The 17,442-nt window shown below is 66.0% G+C and carries 15 protein-coding genes; 9 read left to right on the forward strand and 6 right to left on the reverse strand.

Annotation, left to right across the window (positions count from 1 at the left end; all coding sequences use genetic code 11):
- Positions 1-152: 152 nt before the first annotated feature.
- Both DCO48_RS07330 and ampC read left to right on the forward strand, forming a co-directional pair.
- Positions 153-1,268: a P1 family peptidase gene (locus DCO48_RS07330; protein WP_116549928.1), complete on the forward strand. Its 1,116-nt coding sequence runs from the start codon at positions 153-155 to the stop codon at positions 1,266-1,268.
- Positions 1,269-1,367: 99 nt separating this feature from the next.
- A complete protein-coding gene (ampC, locus tag DCO48_RS07335; protein WP_256583997.1) occupies positions 1,368-2,474 on the forward strand; it encodes a class C beta-lactamase in 1,107 nt (368 codons plus the stop codon).
- On the opposite strand, the gene DCO48_RS07340 is transcribed toward ampC, so the two are convergent.
- Positions 2,471-3,064 carry a 2-hydroxychromene-2-carboxylate isomerase gene (locus DCO48_RS07340; RefSeq protein ID WP_116549930.1) on the reverse strand — a complete coding sequence of 198 codons (594 nt, stop codon included), beginning with the start codon at positions 3,062-3,064 and terminating at the stop codon, positions 2,471-2,473. The genes ampC and DCO48_RS07340 overlap by 4 nt on opposite strands.
- Positions 3,065-3,103: 39 nt before the next feature.
- Positions 3,104-3,835 carry an SDR family oxidoreductase gene (locus DCO48_RS07345; RefSeq protein WP_116549931.1) on the reverse strand — a complete coding sequence of 244 codons (732 nt, stop codon included), beginning with the start codon at positions 3,833-3,835 and terminating at the stop codon, positions 3,104-3,106.
- A gap of 91 nt (positions 3,836-3,926) precedes the next feature.
- On the opposite strand from DCO48_RS07345, the gene DCO48_RS07350 reads away from it, so the two are divergent.
- Positions 3,927-4,487, forward strand: a complete 561-nt coding sequence (locus DCO48_RS07350; protein WP_116549932.1) for a TetR/AcrR family transcriptional regulator — start codon at positions 3,927-3,929, stop codon at positions 4,485-4,487.
- 56 nt (positions 4,488-4,543) lie between these two features.
- On the opposite strand, the gene DCO48_RS07355 is transcribed toward DCO48_RS07350, so the two are convergent.
- The gene (locus DCO48_RS07355) at positions 4,544-5,173 is read right to left on the reverse strand and encodes a LysE family translocator (protein WP_116549933.1); all 630 of its coding nucleotides are present in this window, start codon (positions 5,171-5,173) and stop codon (positions 4,544-4,546) included.
- Positions 5,174-5,345: 172 nt separating this feature from the next.
- Here DCO48_RS07355 and DCO48_RS07360 point away from each other — a divergent pair, with 172 nt between their 5' ends.
- From DCO48_RS07360 to DCO48_RS07380, 5 genes are all read left to right on the forward strand, one after another.
- Positions 5,346-5,924, forward strand: a complete 579-nt coding sequence (locus tag DCO48_RS07360; protein WP_116549934.1) for a DUF4157 domain-containing protein — start codon at positions 5,346-5,348, stop codon at positions 5,922-5,924.
- A 92-nt stretch (positions 5,925-6,016) separates the two neighbouring features.
- Complete coding sequence (locus tag DCO48_RS07365) at positions 6,017-7,063, forward strand: class I SAM-dependent methyltransferase (protein WP_116549935.1); 1,047 nt, start codon at positions 6,017-6,019, stop codon at positions 7,061-7,063.
- 153 nt (positions 7,064-7,216) lie between these two features.
- Positions 7,217-7,873 (forward strand): ABC transporter ATP-binding protein, encoded by a 657-nt coding sequence (locus tag DCO48_RS07370; protein WP_116549936.1) that lies wholly within the window; start codon positions 7,217-7,219, stop codon positions 7,871-7,873.
- The gene (locus DCO48_RS07375) at positions 7,873-10,341 is read left to right on the forward strand and encodes an ABC transporter permease (RefSeq protein WP_116549937.1); all 2,469 of its coding nucleotides are present in this window, start codon (positions 7,873-7,875) and stop codon (positions 10,339-10,341) included. The genes DCO48_RS07370 and DCO48_RS07375 overlap by 1 nt, the downstream gene beginning before the upstream one ends.
- Complete coding sequence (locus DCO48_RS07380; protein WP_116549938.1) at positions 10,331-11,407, forward strand: lipocalin-like domain-containing protein; 1,077 nt, start codon at positions 10,331-10,333, stop codon at positions 11,405-11,407. Before DCO48_RS07375 ends, DCO48_RS07380 begins: the two co-directional genes overlap by 11 nt.
- A 1-nt stretch (position 11,408) precedes the next feature.
- Here the strand turns inward: DCO48_RS07380 and DCO48_RS07385 are convergent, their stop codons facing one another.
- Positions 11,409-11,987, reverse strand: coding sequence for a DUF4174 domain-containing protein (locus DCO48_RS07385; protein WP_116549939.1), 579 nt, complete (start codon positions 11,985-11,987; stop codon positions 11,409-11,411).
- A gap of 228 nt (positions 11,988-12,215) precedes the next feature.
- On the reverse strand, positions 12,216-14,747 hold the full coding sequence (locus tag DCO48_RS07390) for a UvrD-helicase domain-containing protein (protein ID WP_116549940.1): 2,532 nt from the start codon (positions 14,745-14,747) through the stop codon (positions 12,216-12,218).
- Positions 14,748-14,931: 184 nt separating this feature from the next.
- On the opposite strand from DCO48_RS07390, the gene DCO48_RS07395 reads away from it, so the two are divergent.
- On the forward strand, positions 14,932-15,630 hold the full coding sequence (locus DCO48_RS07395; protein ID WP_116549941.1) for a pirin family protein: 699 nt from the start codon (positions 14,932-14,934) through the stop codon (positions 15,628-15,630).
- A gap of 109 nt (positions 15,631-15,739) precedes the next feature.
- Here the strand turns inward: DCO48_RS07395 and pgm are convergent, their stop codons facing one another.
- On the reverse strand, positions 15,740-17,380 hold the full coding sequence (gene pgm / locus DCO48_RS07400; protein ID WP_116549942.1) for a phosphoglucomutase (alpha-D-glucose-1,6-bisphosphate-dependent): 1,641 nt from the start codon (positions 17,378-17,380) through the stop codon (positions 15,740-15,742).
- Positions 17,381-17,442: the final 62 nt, after the last annotated feature.

The following is a 17,442-nucleotide window of genomic DNA, read 5'->3' on the forward strand; positions in this document are numbered from 1 at the left end:
TGAGCAGCGCCTGTTCCACCTGCAACGCCTGAGGGTTACTGCCTGCGGGAAATCGTCCTACCCTTGATAGCGCCATAGACTGGGGGCACTCGCGGCACAGGGTCAACCGCCCCGCCGCACATTCGCAAGCAATCAATCGGGAGAGAGCAGCAATGCGAGTACGTGATCTGGGTATTCGACTGGGGTTGGGCAAACCGGGCGAATTCAATGCCATCACTGATGTGCCCGGCGTGCGCGTCGGCCATCACAGCGTGCACCGCGAAAGCACCGAGGCTTCGGTGCACACCGGGGTCACGGTGATCGAACCGCGCGCTGGCGCCGCCCACCTGCAACCGTGCTTTGCCGGGGTGCACGTGCTCAACGGCAACGGCGACGGCACCGGCTTGGAGTGGATTCGCGAAGCCGGGTTGTTGACCACGCCGATTGCCTACACCAACACCCACAGTGTCGGCGTGGTACGCGACGCACTGGTGGCGGCCGAACGTGACCTGGCCAAACACAGTGGCCACACCTACTGGTGCATGCCAACGGTGCTGGAAACCTACGACGGTGTGCTCAGCGACATCTGGGGCCAGCACATCACCGCCGAACATGTACAGGCGGCACTGGCCGCAGCGCAGCCCGGGCCGGTGGCTGAAGGCTGCGTGGGCGGCGGCACCGGGATGATCTGCCATGAGTTCAAGGGCGGCATCGGCACCGCATCGCGGGTGCTCGACGGCGACCAGGGCGGCTGGACCGTGGGCGCCATCGTCCAGGCCAACTATGGTCGGCGCAGTGCCCTGCGGGTGGGCGGCTATCCGGTCGGTCAGGTGCTTGGCGAGTTGCCGTCGCCGTTCGCCGGGCCAGTGAATGTCGGCGAGCCGGGCATGGGTTCGATCGTCGTGACCCTGGCCACCGACGCGCCTTTGCTACCGCATCAATGCACGCGCCTGGCACAACGGGCGAGCGTCGGCCTGGCGCGGGTCGGCGGCGGTACCGAAGACTCCAGCGGCGATATCTTCGTCGCTTTCTCTACCGGCAACAGCACCCTGCCGGCCGCCAACTTCGGGGTGCCGGGGACGCCGACCACGGCCTTGCAGATGGTCAACAACGACTATATTTCGGCGCTGTTCGGCGCGGCTGCCGATGCGGTCGAGGAAGCCATCCTCAATGCCCTGCTCGCCGCCACCGATCTGCACGGCAACGGCCGGCAGGTGCTGGCGCTCAAGCCCGAGCAATTGCTCACAGCCTTGCGCCAGGTGGGCTGGCAGCCGACACCAGCGCACTGAGCGGGTTTTGAGTCGGACGCCTGAAGCTGGTAGCTTCTGCCCTTTTCACGCTATGGGAAGTGCTTCATGCGTCCGCTCGGCCTGCTGGTTTCATCGGTTATGTTTGCTTTCACCCCGCACGCGCTGGCGTCGAACCTCGACGAAGTGGTGCGCGCAGCGGCGATCCGGGTGATGCAGCAACACAACATCCCCGGCCTGGCGGTCGGCGTCACCCTTGAGGGGCAGCAGCATTTCTACAACTTCGGCCAGGCCGACAAAGCCAGCGGCCAGGCGGTGACCAGCGACACCCTGTTCGAGGTCGGTTCGGTCAGCAAGACCCTCACTGCCACGGCGACCGCCTACGCACAGGTAACCGGCAAGCTTGAGCTGGGCGCGCCGGTGGCGCACTACCTGCCGCAATTCAAGGATACGGCCTTCGGTAACCTCAGCGTGCTCAACCTGGCGACCCACACCAGCGGCGGCTTCCCGCTGCAGGTGCCGGACGCAGTCAGCGACGACGCCCAGCTCACCCGCTACCTGCGCCAGTGGCAGCCGGCGCACACACCCGGCAGCTACCGCACCTACGCCAACCCGAGCATTGGCATGATGGCGGTGGTTGCGGCGCAGAGCCTGGGCCAGGCGTTCCGACCGCTGATGGAGCAGCAGGTGTATCCGCAATTGGGGATGAGCAGCACCTATATTCGGGTGCCGCAGACGCAGATGGCGCGCTATGCCTGGGGTTATGACAAAACCGGCGCGGCAGTGCGGGTTGGCCCCGGCGTACTGGCCGATGAAGCGTATGGGATGAAGACCACGGCGCGCGACCTGCTGCGCTTTGTCGAAGTGAACCTGGGGGCACCGGTAGCCAACCAGGCGCTGGCACAAGCGGTGCAACTGACCCATACCGGCTATTTCGACACGGGAAACATGGTCCAGGACCTGGTCTGGGAGCAGTATGCCTACCCGGTCGCGGTGCAGACGCTGGTGGACGGCAATGCCAACACCTGGGCGCTGGAGAGCCACCCGGTACGCGCGCTGACGCCACCGTTGGCGCCGCAGCAGGCGGTGTGGATCAACAAGACCGGGGCCACCAACGGTTTTGGTGCGTATGTGGCGTTTGTGCCGGCGAAACAGATGGGCATCGTGTTGCTGGCCAACAGCAATTACCCGAATGAACAGCGGGTACGCTTGGCGCATGAGATCTTGAGTGCGCTGGCCGACCACTAAGAGCACATCGCGGCCTCGACAAACTCCAGGCGATCCTGGCCAAAGAACATCTCCCCCGCCACGAAGCAGGTCGGCGCACCGAACACCCCGCGCGCCACCGCCTCGGCGGTCGCCGCTTTCAGTGCCTGCTTCACCTCCACATCCGCCACCAGCGCAACAAATTCCTCCGGCGAGAACCCTGCTGCCGCCAACACACTCGCCAGCACCTGCGGATCGCCCAGGTTCTGCTGCTCGACCCAGATGCCGTTGAACAGCGCCTTCAGGTACGCCTCGAAGCGCTGCGGCTGCTTGAGCTGATAGCCCATCGCGCCACGCATCAGGGTCAGGGTATTGATCGGGAAGAACCGGCTGAAATTCAACGGCACGCCATACCGCACGGCATAGCGCTGCAGGTCCACCAGCGAGTAACGCGCCTTGGCCGGCACGGCGGCCGGCGAGGCATTGCCGGTGGCCTGGAACACCCCACCGAGCAGCATCGGCCGCCACTGCAAGGTGGCGCCATGCCGTGCGCAAAGGCTGGGGAGTTGGGTCCAGGCCAGGTAGCTGGCCGGGCTGCCCAGGTCAAAAAAGCATTCGACAGTCGTGCTCATCACTACAGGTTCCTATGTTGTGATTGATCGGTAAGCGGCTTACCAGCGTTCCATCCACGGCCGCAGGTCGAGCTCGAAGGTCCAGGCATCGCGCGGCTGGGCATGCAGGAACCAGTAGTTGTCGGCAATGTGCGCCGGGTCGAGGATGCCGTCCTGGTCCTTGAGTGCATAACGCTCGGGGAAACTGTCGCGGATGAACGCGGTGTCGATGGCGCCATCCACCACCACATGGGCCACATGAATGTTACGCGGGCCCAGTTCGCGCGCCATGCTCTGCGCCAGTGCGCGAATGCCATGCTTGGCCCCGGCGAACGCGGCAAAGCCGGCCGCGCCGCGCAAGCCGGCCGTAGCGCCGGTAAAAAGGAGGGTGCCGCGTTCGCGAGCGACCATCCGCCGGGCCACTGCCTGGCCGGTGAGGAAGCCGGCAAAGCAGGCCATTTCCCAGATCTTGAAATACTTGCGTGCGGTCTCGTCGAGGATGCTGCACGGCACGTTGGCGCCGATGTTGAAGACGAAGGCTTCGATCGGCCCGATCCGCGTCTCGATGTCCTCGACCAGCGCCGTCACCTCGTCTTCCTTGCGCGCGTCGGAGGCAAAGCCATAGGCCTTGCCACCCTCGGCCTCGATCTCATTGATCAGCGGCTGCAGCTTGTCGGCACTGCGCCGCGTCACGCAGGCAATATAGCCCTCGCGAGCAAAACGCTTGGCAATCGCCCCGCCCGTTGCATCCCCGGCACCGACCACCAGCACGACTTTGTTGTTTTGAGTCATAGCGCCGCCCTTTGGTAAACGATCATTTAGTAAACGAACGCTATGCTATGATTTCCCCTTCGTCAAGCCAACGATGCAGAGGACAGCCGGCGTGCGCTACTCCACCACCCACAAGGAACAGACCCGCCAGAAGCTGGTGGAAAGCAGCGGCGCCATCGCCAAGCATGGCGGTTTCTCGGCCACCGGCGTGGCCGGGCTGATGAAGGCCATCGGCTTGACCGGCGGCGCGTTCTACAACCACTTTGCGTCCAAGGACGACCTGTTTACCGAAGTGGTGCGCCATGAGCTGTCGAACAGCCAGATCGGCCTGTGCAGCCGCAGCGGGGTGCTCAGCCGCGAGAAGCTGGAGCGCTGCCTGGACCAGTACCTGAGCATGGCGCACCTGCGTAACCCGGAAAGCGGTTGCGCGATCCCGGCGCTGGGAGCGGAAGTGGCGCGCGCCGCGCAGCCAGTGAAGGAGGAAGCGGAACAGTGGCTGCGCGCCTTGCAGCAGGCCTGGGCCGCTATCCTGGAAGACCCGCAACTGGCCTGGGCGCTGCTCTGTCAGTGCGTGGGGGCCTTGCTCGTCGCGCGGATGCTGGCCCAGGAACAGAGCCAGGAAGAGGTGTTGCAGGCCAGCCGCAGCTTCCTCGCTAAAGCGCTGGAGACATAGTCGGCCGTGATGGCCTCATCGCGGGACGAGTCGGGTCGCCGCATCGCCGCACAGATTCAATGCATGTCGCTGCGGCGATACAGGCTCAGGCCCAATGCCAGCACGGCCAGCATGCCGGCGCAACTGCGGTTGACCCACTGCATCACCCGCGCCGAAAAGCTGCGCATCGCATGCCGGCCGCCGAGGGCATAAATCACCATCATCACGCAGTCCAGCGCGGCGGTGGTGATCGCCAGGATCACGTACTGCTGCACCACCGGCTGGTCTGGGCGGATGAACTGCGGCAGGAACGCCGAGAAAAATAGCAAGCCCTTGGGGTTGGACAAGCCCACCAGCAGCGCCCGCAGGAAGCTCGAACGGCCACTCACCGGCGCCGCCGAGCCGCTGGCCGCGAGGGTCTGGGTCGGCGCGCGCCACAGCACCACCGCGAGGTACAGCAGGTAGGCTGCGCCCACCCATTTCACCAGGCTGAACAGCTGCTCCGAGGCCTGCAACAGGGCGCCCAGCCCGCAGCCGACGGCGGCAATCAGGATCAGGTCGGAGAGCATCGCCCCGGCCATGCCGAAGCCGGCCACGCGCATGCCGTGGCTGGCGCCATTGTTCAGCGCCAGCAACATCGCCGGGCCGGGGGTGATCATCACCGCACTGGCAGCAATCACGTACAGCAAAAAGGTCGAGGCGTCCAAAATGGCGGCTCCTGCAAGCGCAAAGCGTGCAGAATGCCTTGGCCGTCGGGCTTGCTCAAGTGCTGTCGCCGGGTGCCTGGCGACTATTCGTCGCCCGCAGGAGACAAATCCGCCGAATCCCGGTCAAATCGCCTACCCGCTCGACCGAGCCCCGTTAATCGCCTGGAGCCTCATGCCTGTTGTTTCCCTGCCCCGCAGCCTGTTGCTGAGCCTTGCCCTGAACGTGCCCATGCAGGCCTTCGCGGCCTGCCCGAGCGCCCCGAGCCAAGCACCGTGTACCCAGGCAGTCAGCCCCGACCTGGGCAAACTCTTCGAGGACGTCGGCAGGCTGGCCGCCAGTGGCCTGGCCGGTTGGCTGAAACTGTCGCGCGATACTGCCGCAGCGGGCGAGGTACTGCCGATCCCACTGCATATCCGCGCGCAGCTGGAGCCGTTCTACGACTTTCAGGTGCTCGACGCGGCGCGCTACAAGGTCGGCAATGCCGAGCAGATCGATGCGGCCACGGCGATGCTGCAGAATCCGGACGTCAATGCGGTGACACTGGTCGACATCATCGTCTTCCGTTCGGCCGAGGATGCGCAGAACAATGCCGCGTTATGGGCGCACGAGCTCAAGCATGTGCAGCAATATCAGCAATGGGGGATCGAGGAATTCGCCACACGCTACACGCGCGACTATGAAGCGGTCGAGGCCCCCGCCTACGCGATCCAGGCCAAGGTCGCCAAGGCCTTGCAGGTTGCCGGTCACTGAGCGACCGGCTGGCTGGAATACACCGCGCCCGGGGCCCGCGGACGTAGACTGATAGACCTCCCGCATGCGGACTTCCTGAAGGAGTGCAGGCAATGGACGAGGTCAAACTACAGGCGTTCATGGGCCAGCTGGTGAGCGACATGGGCGCGGCGGCCATGTTGGCCAACATCATCCTCGGCGACGAGCTGGGCTTGTACAAGGCCATGGCCGACAGCCAGCCGATCACCCCCGAGGCCCTGGCCGTCAAGACCGGCTGCAATGCCCGGTTGTTACGCGAATGGTTGAGCGCGCAGGCGGCCTCGGGCTATGTCGAACATACGGCCGGCAGCTTCCGCCTGCCGGAAGAGCAGGCCCTGGCGTTGGCCATCGAGGATTCGCCGGTGTATGTGGCCGGCGGTGCCTCGGTGATCGCGGCGCTGTTCCACGACAAGGACAAGCTGGTGGCGGCCATGCGTGGCGATGGCGCACTGGCCTGGGGCGAACATCATCCGTGCATGTTCAGCGGCACCGAACGGTTTTTCCGTCCGGGGTATCGCGCCCATCTGGTCAGCGAGTGGTTGCCGACGCTGGACGGTGTGGTGGAGAAACTGCAGGCCGGGGCCCGGGTGGCGGACATCGGGTGCGGGCACGGCGCCTCGACGGTGATCATGGCCCAGGCATTTGCCGCGTCGCGCTTTGTCGGCTTCGACTATCACGCGCCGTCGGTGGCCATTGCCAATCAGCGCGCCAGGGACGCCGGGGTGGCGGACCGGGTGAGCTTCCAGCAGGGCAGCGCCAAGGACTACCCCGGCACCGATTACGACCTGATCTGCTACTTCGACTGCCTGCACGACATGGGCGACCCGGTGGGCGCCGCGCGGCATGCGCTGGCTTCGCTGAAGAGCGATGGCACGGTGCTACTGGTGGAGCCATTTGCGCATGACACGCTGGAGCAGAACATGACCCCGGTGGGACGCTTGTTCTATGCCGCATCGACGTTTATCTGCACGCCGAACTCGTTGTCACAGGAAGTCGGCCTGGGCCTGGGGGCACAGGCGGGTGAAGGGCGTTTGCGCCAGGTATTCGAAGCGGCTGGGTTCAGCCGCTTCCGTCGGGCCACAGAGACGCCGTTCAACCTGATTCTGGAGGCGCGCAAGTAACTCTGTGTCGGCCTCATCGCGGGACGAGTCGGATCGCCGCATCGCCGCTCCCACAGGAGCACGGCGGGGCATTTCTGTGGGAGCGCGCTGGTCCCGTGATGAGGCCAGCCCGGACGCCAGCAAAACCTCCGCCCCTGACCTACCCTTAAGTCCATGCTCAGCATCGAAAACCTGCACAAGTCCTTCCCCACCGCCCAGGGCCCGCTGCCGGTGTTGCGCGGTATCGACCTGCAATTACCCGCCGCCAGCAGCCTGGCCCTGATGGGCGAGTCCGGCAGTGGCAAAAGTACCCTGCTGCACCTGATCGCCGGCCTTGAACGCCCCGACCAAGGCAGCATCCGTATCGACGGCCAGCCCCTGCACGATCGCCGCGAGCATGAACTGGCGCGCTGGCGTCGCGAGGGCATCGGCCTGGTGTTCCAGCAGTACAACCTGATCAGCAGCCTCGACTGCGCCGCCAACCTGACCTTCCAGGCGCGCCTAGCCAAGCGTCACGACCCGCTCTGGAGTGCCTACCTCGCCGAGCGCCTGGGCCTCGACACACTGCTGCAACGCTTTCCCGAACAACTCTCCGGCGGCCAGCAGCAACGCCTGGCCATCGCCCGCGCCCTTGCCGCGCGCCCGGCCCTGGTGCTTGCCGACGAACCCACCGGCAGCCTCGATGAAAGCAGCAGCGAAACCGTGCTGGAACTGCTGCTGGAACTGGTCGGCGAAGCCGGCAGCAGCCTGCTGATGGTGACCCACAGCGCCCACCTCGCCTCGCGCCTGAACCGGCGGCTGAACCTGCACCTCGGCCAGGTGCAAGGCTGATGCTGCGCTTGTGCCTCACGGCCCTGCTCGGCCACTGGCGCCGCCACCCGCTGCAATGCAGCAGCATCCTCATCGGACTATGGCTGGCCACCGCGCTATGGACCGGGGTCCAGGCCCTCAACCAGCAGGCCCGCGCCGACTACGCGCGGGCCAACGCACTGCTCGCCGGCAGCGCACACAGCCAATTGCTGCCGCGCCAGGGCGAACGCATCGATCAGGCCGCGTTCGTCCAGCTGCGCCGCGCCGGCTGGCCGGTGTCGCCGCTGCTCGAAGGGCCCCTGCACTTTGCCGGCGCACAACCGCTCAGCGTGCGCCTGCTTGGCATCGAGCCGCTAAGTCTGCCGCAGGACAGTGCCATTGCCGGGCAGCCCGCCAACACCCTCGACCTCGCCGGCTTTATCGGCCCGCCAGGCCAAGCCTGGATCGCCGCCGACACTCTGCAACGGCTGGGGCTCAAGGCCGGCGATCAACCGCTCAGCGGCGACGGCCTGCGCCTGCCACCGTTGCAGGTACACGGGCAGCTCGCACCGGGGGTGATCGTGGTCGATATCGGTCAGGCCCAGCGCCTGTTGCAGGCACCGGGGCAACTGTCGCGGCTGCTGCTGCCCAGCGACTTCGCTGTCAACGCCGCGGTGCTGCCGGCCAACCTCGGCAACCGCCTGCAAGTGCACACGGCCGACGATGGCGACGACCTGCAGCGGCTTACCGCCAGCTTCCACCTGAACCTCACGGCGCTGGGGGTGCTGGCGTTTCTGGTCGGGCTGTTCATCGTCCACGCGGCCATCGGCCTGGCGCTTGAGCAGCGCCGTGGCTTGCTGCGCACGCTGCGCGCTTGCGGTGTGAGCCTGCGCGGGCTGATCGTGGCGCTGGCGCTGGAGCTCGGGCTGTTCGCCTTGCTTGCCGGGATCGCCGGTGTGGCCTGCGGCTATCTGCTCGCCAGCCTGCTGCTCGGCGATGTCGCCGCCAGCCTGCGCGGGCTGTATGGCGCCCAGGTGGCGGGCAGCCTGAACCTACCGGCGCACTGGTGGCTGAGCGGGCTCGGCATCAGCCTGCTCGGTGCCCTGCTGGCCGGTGCCAGCAGCCTGCTGCGCGCGGCCCAACTGCCACTGCTGGCGCTCGCCCAGCCGCAGGCCTGGCGCCTGGCACAGGCTTTCTGGTTGCGCCGACAGGCCGTGCTGGCGCTGCTGCTGGTGGTGCTTGCCGCAACGTGCTGGCGCTGGGGCGACAACCTGCCCAGCGCGTTTGCGCTACTGGCCAGTGTGCTGCTCGCCGCCGCCCTGCTTCTGCCGGCGCTGCTCGACGGCACATTGGCGTTGCTCAGCAGCGTATGCCGCAGCCCGCTCAGCCAGTGGTTCATCGCCGACAGTCGCCAGCAACTGCCAGCCTTGAGCCTGGCACTGATGGCGCTGCTGCTGGCATTGGCCGCGAGTGTCGGGGTCGGCAGCATGACCGAGGGCTTTCGCCAGACCTTTCTCGGCTGGCTCGAACAACGCCTGGCCGCCGAGCTCTACCTCAACCCGCGCGATACCCGCCAGGCCCTGGCCATCGAGCGCTGGCTGCAGCAACAGCCGGTTGTCGAGGCGGTCAGCGCACAGTGGCGCGTAGCGCTGCGCGTGCAGGGCCTGCCGGTGCAGGCGCAGGGGGTGCCCGAGTCGCACGCCTATCGCCAGCACTGGCCGCTGCTCGAACAACAGCCGCAGGCCTGGGAGCGGCTGGCCGCCGGCAACGGGGTGATGCTCAGCGAACAGTTGGCGCGGCGCCTGCACCTGGCGCTAGGCCAGCGCCTGGCCCTGCCGGTCGCTGGCGCGCCGGCCCTGACCGTGGTGGCGCTGTACGCCGATTACGGTAACCCCAGGGGCCATCTGCTGCTCAGCGAGGACTGGCTGCGCCAGCATTGGCCGGCGGCTACGCTGGATGCCTTGAACGTGCGCATGGCCGCCAGCCAGGTGCCGGCGCTCAAGGTGCAACTGGAACAACGCTTTCGGCTGGACGCTACGCAGATGGTCGACCAGGGCACGCTCAAGCGTTGGTCGCTGGAGGTTTTTGAACGCACCTTTGCCGCCACCGCCGCGCTCAACAGCCTGACCCTCGGCGTGGCTGGCGTCGCCCTGTTCATCAGCTTGCTGACCCTGGGACAAAGCCGCCTCGGGCAACTGGCGCCGCTGTGGGCGCTGGGCGTGGCGCGCCGGCAACTGGGCTGGCTGTCGCTCGGCCAGACGCTGATGCTCGCCGGGCTCACCGTGCTGCTGGCGATGCCGCTGGGGCTGCTGCTGGCCTGGTGCCTGGTGGCGGTGGTCAACGTCCAGGCGTTCGGCTGGCGCCTGCCGTTGCATGTGTTCCCGGCGCAACTGCTGCAACTGGGCCTGCTCGGCCTGCTGACCAGCCTCCTCGCCGCCGCCTGGCCGTTATGGCAACTGGCACGGCGTCAACCCGCCGAGTTGCTGAGGCAGTTTGCCGATGAACGCTAGCGCCTGCCTCGCCGCCCTTGCCCTGCTGCTCGCCGGGTGTGACCAGGCGCCTGCCCCGGCCCAAGGTTTCGCCGGCCTCGGCGAGGACGCCAGCACCTTCGCCCAGGTCGAACGTGGCCGCGCGCTGCAATTTCCTGCCGATCATGCTGCACATGCCGGGTACCGCATCGAATGGTGGTACGTGACGGCCAACCTGAAGGATGCCGAGGGCCGCGACTGGGGCGCGCAATGGACACTGTTCCGCTCAGCGCTACGCCCCGGCGCCGACCAACCGGGCTGGGCCAGCCCGAACCTGTGGCTCGGGCATGCCGCGCTCAGTGGGCCCTACGGCCATCAGTTCAGCGAAACCCAGGCCCGCGGCGGCATCGGCCAGGCCGGCGTGCAGGCCACGCCGTTTCGCGCCTGGATCGACGCCTGGTCGCTGCGTAGCCTGAGCGGCACGGGGCTGGAACACCTGCAGATGCAGGCCGCCGGCAACGACTTCAGCTACCGCCTGCAACTGCGCAGCGAGCAGCCGCTGGTACTGCATGGCGACCACGGCTACAGCGAGAAGTCCGGTCAGGGTCAGGCGTCGTACTACTACAGCCAGCCGTTCTACCAGGTGAGTGGCGAGATCGAGCGCGCCGGGGTGCGCCATCAGGTCAGCGGCCAGGCCTGGCTCGACCGCGAATGGAGCAGCCAACCGCTGGCCGCCGGGCAATCGGGCTGGGACTGGTTTTCCCTGCACCTGGACAGCGGCGCCAAGCTGATGCTGTTTCAGGTGCGGCAGGCGGCAGGCAAACCGTATAAAGCCGGCACCTGGATCGCCGCCGATGGGCAGGTACAGGCGTTGGGCGCCGAGCGCATCACCCTCACTCCGTTAGGCTGGACCCGCCTGAAGGACGGCCGCCGAGTGCCTACCCGCTGGCAGGTTGCGCTGACCCAGCCAGCCGTGCAGATCGAGGTGGAGGCACTGCTGCCGGAGGCCTGGATGGGCACCCGCTTCCCCTACTGGGAAGGCCCGGTGCGGGTGCGCGGCAGCAACGGCGGACAGGGCTATCTGGAAATGACCGGGTACGCGCCCTGAGTCAGTCTTCCAGTGGCTTCGGTGGTTTCGGTGGTGCCGCCGGTTTTGCCGGCTTGGCCGCTTTGCCGTTCTTCTCCGGGGGGGCTTCGGTACTGCCCTGGGCAGCGCTTTGCGCGGCGACGCTGGGCGGTTGGATGGCCTTTTCTTCGGCCGGCAAAGCGTCGACGGCGTCGAAGATCTGCTTCGGCTCCACCGAGCCGTCGTGCTCGATCAGGTGCATCTGACCGTCCTTGCCCACCAGCACCACCTGCGTGCCCTTGCGCGCGCCCAGCTTGAGCTCGCGGATCAGCGCCATGGTGGTCTGCTGTTCGAGGTTCTTGTCTTCACGTTTACCGACCATGCCCGCCACGCTGTACAACACCAGCCCGCGCTCGTCGAACTGGGCTTTGGTGGCCGGGTCCTTGAGGGCTTCCTGCAAGCCGCGCAGCGTCGGATCGGCGGTGCTCGGGGCAATGATGATCAGCGGCCGGGCACGGGCCAGGTCCTGTTCCAGTGGCATTGGATCGGCATTGTTCACAGCGGCATACAGGGGGCCGGTAGCAACCAGCAAGGCGGCGAAGGTCAGTGACCGGACAAGCATGTGCATCTCCTTCTTGTATCGATGCATCAAAGACTACGGATCGATGCGAAAGATCCGACGGGCGAGCCTAAACCACTGTTTCGATTGCCGGGGCAAGACAAAAGTAACTTTCGGTTTCAGTGGCAGCGCCGCGTCTTATCTGGAGGATAGCTGAACTGTGGCAGGCGGTTTTTCTGAGCGGTGCGCTTTACGGGCCTGCAGGAGCTGGCTGGCCTGCTCCTGCAGGTGTCACGTTATCCCCTGTGTGCAGGTAGCGCGCAGGTCTTCGAAGTACGGCTTGTTGCCATCGATCTGGGTCGAGGCACGTGGCAGGTTCGCCGCTTCGCCGCTCGGGGTTTCCACATGCCAATAGCAATGCTTTACCGCGCGGGTGATGGCGACGTAGGCCAGGCGTAGCACTTCGTCCTTCTGCGCCGTGTCGAACGCTTCCGGGTCGCCGCCCCGGCCCAACCCGGCCTGACGGTACACCTGGTTCTTGTACGGCGAACGGGTCAGGTGCTGGCAATCGCCGAGCATGAACACCGCATCGGCCTGCAAGCCCTTGGCACTGTGGTAGGTGAGCTGGCGCAGGCGCCGTTGCCCGGCCGGCAGGCCCTGTTCGTGGTTCACCAGCGGTTGCAGGTGCTCGGCCAGCGCCGCCTTGTCGCTGCCCTTGCGGAACAGCACCATCACCGAATCGCCGCGCCGGTAATGCTCCATCACCTGCTCGGCGAGGATCGCCTCGTCGCGCGTCTGCACGTTGACCGGCAGCGGCGCCTCGGCCGCCGGGCCACAGGCGCGGGCCTTTTTGCCGCTGATGGCCGGCGCTGGCTTCACGATATGCTCGGCGGCATCGATGATGTACTGATGGCTGCGGTAGTTGTCGGTGAGCATGACTCTGGTGTTGGCCGGCGAGACGAACTCCTTGCCGAACTCCATGAAGAACTTCGGCGAGCTGCCGCGCCAGCCATAGATCGACTGCCAGTCGTCGCCCACGCAGAGCAGCGAGGAATGCTGCGCCAGCCGCCCGACATGCAGCGCCGGGCCGCGCCGGCGGATCTCGCGCAGGCAGGCCCGCAGCCACGAGACGATCTGCGGCGAGACGTCCTGGAACTCGTCGATCATCAGGTGCGCCAGCGGCCGCAACAGCGGGTCGGGCAACAGTTGGAGGTTCTCCGGGTTGTTCTCGCCGAACAGGGCGAACATGCGGTTGTAGCTCATGATCGGCGGCGACTGTGCCAGCAGGTGCGCTTCCAGGGCCTTCCAGAACAGGCTCAGGGCCTCGAAGAACTGCGCATCGTGATCGCCGCTGGGGAAACTCATGCGGCTTACCGCGGTGCTCACGTCGAGACCGAGGTTTTCGATAAAGCCGGCGGCGCCGACAAAGGCGTCGAGCAGCGGCGCAGCGGCCAGCTCGCCCTTGACCTTGTAGTCGAAGCCCGGCCCGGCTACCGCGTCGCCCGCCAGCGAGCGGGTCAGGCGCTTGGCTGCCGCATAGTTCTCCAGCCAGATCACTGGCTTGTCGCAGAAGGCCTGGAACAGCGTGCGTTTGATCAGCCACTCGGCCCAGACCGGCAATTTGGCGCCGGGGCGCCGGTACTGCTGGTTTTCCCCCGGATCGAAACCGAGCACCACCCAGGCGTCGAGCTCGGCGATGTAACCATGGAAATGGAAGCGGCTGCCATTGATCTCGACGGTTTCCCGGCTCGGCTCGATGCCCTTGATCGGCCAGGCACCCGCGCCGAACCAGAGATCTTCGAGGATGTCGCAGAGCTCTTCATCGCGACTGGCGGACAGCTGGGTCACCGCCATGCGCTTCTGCACGTCCGGGTGGTCGCGGTCCAGCGCCTTGAGCTGCAAGGCTTCGCGACGCAGGCTGGCAATCAGCTCGGCAAAGCGTGGGCTATCGCGCAGCAGGTCGCGATAGCAGAGGTTCAGTTGCTGGCGCTGGGCGTCGTTGATGCGCAGGTCGAACGGATTGCTCTCGGCGTTGGCTTCGGCGCCCAGTGCCAGTTCGCCACCGAGGGTTTCGAACGCCCGCACCTGGCTGAACCCCGGCAGGCTGCGCACCAGCGGCAGAATCCGTGAGTGGAAGGTGCGCACCAGCTCACGCGCCTGCACCGGGCTCAGGCTCAGCTGCCACAGACCGAACACCTGGACCAGGCGGCGGATGAAGTCCTTGCGCGACTCGCGGGTAAAGGTGACCACGGTCATCGCGTCGAGCTCATAACCCAGGTAGTGACGCAGCAGCAGGATGCGCAGCACCAGCGAAGTCGACTTGCCGGCACCGGCCCCGGCGATCACGCAGGTAGACGGGGTGTCGCTGAAGATCATCTTCCACTGCGCGGCGCTGGGCTGGGCGTGGGCCGGCAGGCGCTGGGCAACGTCGGCTTTGAAGCGCTTCTTCAATTCGGCGCTCAGCGGCAGGCGCCAGTCGTCGAACAGGTTGTCGTCGCAACCCGGCACGCCGTGCTGGTCCGGGCGGGTGTCGCGAATCACCAGCACCTGGCGGCCGGCCTCGTAGCCGTCGATACGGCCTTCTTCGTAGCCTTCGCGCAGGCCATCGGCATGTCCGCTGCGCTGGCCGCTGGCATGGCCCTGGAACCAGGAATCGCGATGCTGCGCTTGCAGACGGCTCAAGCCCCGGCCGAGCAGGCGCGCAGCCAGACGCTTGTGCCAGGGCAACTGGGCTGGCGGGTTCAATTCCAGGGACAGCTTGGGACGCTCTTCAGACACACCGACTCCGGGTTGTTCATTAGTCGTCGAGCATGTTCGCTCCATCGCCGACAAATCGCCAGCCGATTGCTTGCAGATCAGTGAATTAGGCGACGAAGCGAAGAAAGCACTACAGATTAAATATCGATTAAACAGATCAATATAAGCCGATATTTACGCTTATTTTCGATTATTACTTGATGGATCATAGCGTCCATCAAAGGCACACAACCTGCCGAGGAGCGTATTCATGCTGCAACTACGACCGTTCAACACGCTTGGTCATGCCAACCATGGCTGGCTCGATGCACACCATCACTTCTCGTTTGCCGAGTATTACGATCCGCGGCGGATGAGCTGGGGCAACCTGCGGGTCTGGAACGACGACCTGATTGCTGCCGGCAGCGGCTTCCCGCCGCACCCGCACCGCGACATGGAAATCATCACCTATGTGCGTGAAGGCGCGATTAGCCACCAGGACAACCTGGGCAACAGCGGCCGTACCGAGGCCGGCGATGTGCAGGTGATGAGCGCGGGCAGCGGCATCACCCACAGCGAGTACAACCTGGAGGCGGTGGATACACGGATTTTCCAGATCTGGATTATGCCGGAGCGTGTCGGTCAGCCACCGTCGTGGGGGACCCGGCCGTTTCCGAAGGGCGAGCGCGGCGAAGGCTTCGTGACCCTGGCCAGTGGCCGTGCGGGCGATGACGACGTGTTGTCGATCCGTACCGATGCGCGGCTGGTGGCGGCGACGCTGCAAGCCGGGGAAACTGCGGAGTATCACCTGGATGAAGGACGCCGGGCTTATCTGGTGCCGGCCAAGGGGCTGATCGAGGTGAACGGGCTGCGCGCCGAAGCACGCGATGGCGTCGCGGTCGAGGCGGAGCGAGTACTCCGGGTGACGGCGGTCGAGGCAAGCGAGGTGGTGCTAGTGGATGTGGCGTGACATAGGCCAGATCACCGGACGAGCTCACGCCCACAGCTGAGGTGTGCACCACCCCCCCCTGTGGGCGCGGCGGTGCGGTGACCCGCCCCGTCCCGCGATGCTGTTGGCGTTAGGCGATCGCCGCGTCCACCAGCTCCTGTGCCTCGGCCACCAGCCGTTGCAGGTGCGCCTCGTCGACAAAGCTCTCGGCGTAGATCTTGTAGATGTCCTCGGTGCCCGACGGCCGCGCGGCGAACCAGCCATTGGCGGTCATCACCTTCAGGCCGCCAATCGCCTGGTCGTTACCCGGCGCATGGCTGAGGATCTGCTCGATCTGCTCGCCCGCCAGTTCCGTCGACTTCACCTGCGCCGGCGCCAGCTTGCCCAGCAGGGCCTTCTGCTGCGGGTTGGCCTTGGCCTCGACCCGCGTCGCAAACGGCTCGCCCAGTGCCGCCGTCAGCTCGTTGTAGGCCTGACTCGGATCCCGCCCGGTACGCGCAGTGATTTCCGCCGCCAGCAGGGCCGGGATCAGCCCGTCCTTGTCGGTGGTCCAGACGCTACCGTCCTTGCGCAGGAACGACGCCCCGGCACTCTCCTCGCCGCCAAAACCCAACGAGCCATCGAACAGGCCATCGGCAAAGAACTTGAAGCCCACCGGCACTTCATACAGACGCCGCCCCAGGCGCGCCGTCACCCGGTCGATCAGGCCGCTGCTGACCACCGTCTTGCCCACCGCAGCATCGGCACGCCACAGCGGACGGTTCTGGAACAGGTAGTCGATGGCCACCGCCAGGTAGTTGTTCGGCGCCAGCAGGCCGCCGGTTGGCGTGACGATGCCGTGCCGGTCGTGGTCCGGGTCGCAGGCGAAGGCCACGTCGAAACGCTCGCGCAAGCCGATCAGGCCCTGCATCGCGTACGGCGAGGACGGGTCCATGCGGATCTGACCATCCCAGTCCACGCACATGAAGCGGAAGGTCGGGTCGACGCTGGTGTTCACCACGTCGAGGTTCAGCCGATAGTGCTCGGCAATCGCCGTCCAGTAGTTCACCCCTGCCCCGCCCAGCGGGTCGACGCCCAGGCGCAGGTTGGCACCGCGGATGGCGTCGAAGTCGATGACGTTCTCCAGGTCGGCGACATAGTGGCTGACATAGTCGTGGCGGTGTGTGGTCGAGGCCTTGAGTGCCTGCTCATGGCTGATGCGCTTGACGCCTTTGAGGCCATCGGCCAGCAGTTCGTTGGCTTTGGCTTCGATCCACTTGGTGACGTGACTGTCGGCCGGGCCGCCATTGGGTGGGTTGTACTTGAAGCCACCGCTCTGCGGCGGGTTGTGCGACGGTGTGATGACAATCCCGTCGGCCAGGCCGCTGCTGCGGCCACGGTTGTAGCAGATGATCGCGTGGGACACGGCCGGGGTCGGGGTGTACTCGTCGTCTTTCGACAGCATCACCTCGACGCCATTGGCCGCCAACACTTCCAGCGCACTGGCCGCTGCCGGGGTGGACAAGGCATGCGTGTCGGCACCGATGAACAGCGGGCCGTCGATACCCTGGGCCTGACGGTACAGGCAGATGGCCTGGCTGATGGCCAGCACATGATGTTCGTTGAAACTCAGGTCGAACGAGCTGCCGCGGTGCCCGGAGGTACCGAAGGCGACGCGCTGGGTGGCGACGCTGGCATCCGGCTGGCCGGTGTAATAGGCGGTCAGCAGTCGTGGAATATCGACGAGTACGGACGCTGGTGCCGGTTTGCCCGCCAAAGGACTGAGCTTCATGCAAAACCTCAAAAAGGATGTTCGGGGTAAATAAAGCCACGAGTTTACTGACAGTTCGGCTA

The organism is Pseudomonas sp. SDI (genome assembly GCF_003105155.1).
Lineage (GTDB): Bacteria > Pseudomonadota > Gammaproteobacteria > Pseudomonadales > Pseudomonadaceae > Aquipseudomonas.

Excerpts from the sequence above, each read along its gene's own strand:
- DCO48_RS07375 (WP_116549937.1), top strand. The coding sequence starts at position 7,873 with ATGCTGCGCTTGTGCCTCACGGCCCTGCTCGGCCACTGGCGCCGCCAC.
- ampC (WP_256583997.1), top strand. The coding sequence starts at position 1,368 with ATGTTTGCTTTCACCCCGCACGCGCTGGCGTCGAACCTCGACGAAGTG.
- DCO48_RS07370 (WP_116549936.1), top strand. The coding sequence starts at position 7,217 with ATGCTCAGCATCGAAAACCTGCACAAGTCCTTCCCCACCGCCCAGGGC.
- DCO48_RS07395 (WP_116549941.1), top strand. The coding sequence starts at position 14,932 with ATGCTGCAACTACGACCGTTCAACACGCTTGGTCATGCCAACCATGGC.
- DCO48_RS07390 (WP_116549940.1), bottom strand. The coding sequence starts at position 14,747 with ATGGAGCGAACATGCTCGACGACTAATGAACAACCCGGAGTCGGTGTG.
- DCO48_RS07330 (WP_116549928.1), top strand. The coding sequence starts at position 153 with ATGCGAGTACGTGATCTGGGTATTCGACTGGGGTTGGGCAAACCGGGC.
- DCO48_RS07385 (WP_116549939.1), bottom strand. The coding sequence starts at position 11,987 with ATGCTTGTCCGGTCACTGACCTTCGCCGCCTTGCTGGTTGCTACCGGC.
- DCO48_RS07345 (WP_116549931.1), bottom strand. The coding sequence starts at position 3,835 with ATGACTCAAAACAACAAAGTCGTGCTGGTGGTCGGTGCCGGGGATGCA.
- pgm (WP_116549942.1), bottom strand. The coding sequence starts at position 17,380 with ATGAAGCTCAGTCCTTTGGCGGGCAAACCGGCACCAGCGTCCGTACTC.
- DCO48_RS07340 (WP_116549930.1), bottom strand. The coding sequence starts at position 3,064 with ATGAGCACGACTGTCGAATGCTTTTTTGACCTGGGCAGCCCGGCCAGC.
- DCO48_RS07365 (WP_116549935.1), top strand. The coding sequence starts at position 6,017 with ATGGACGAGGTCAAACTACAGGCGTTCATGGGCCAGCTGGTGAGCGAC.
- DCO48_RS07380 (WP_116549938.1), top strand. The coding sequence starts at position 10,331 with ATGAACGCTAGCGCCTGCCTCGCCGCCCTTGCCCTGCTGCTCGCCGGG.
- DCO48_RS07360 (WP_116549934.1), top strand. The coding sequence starts at position 5,346 with ATGCCTGTTGTTTCCCTGCCCCGCAGCCTGTTGCTGAGCCTTGCCCTG.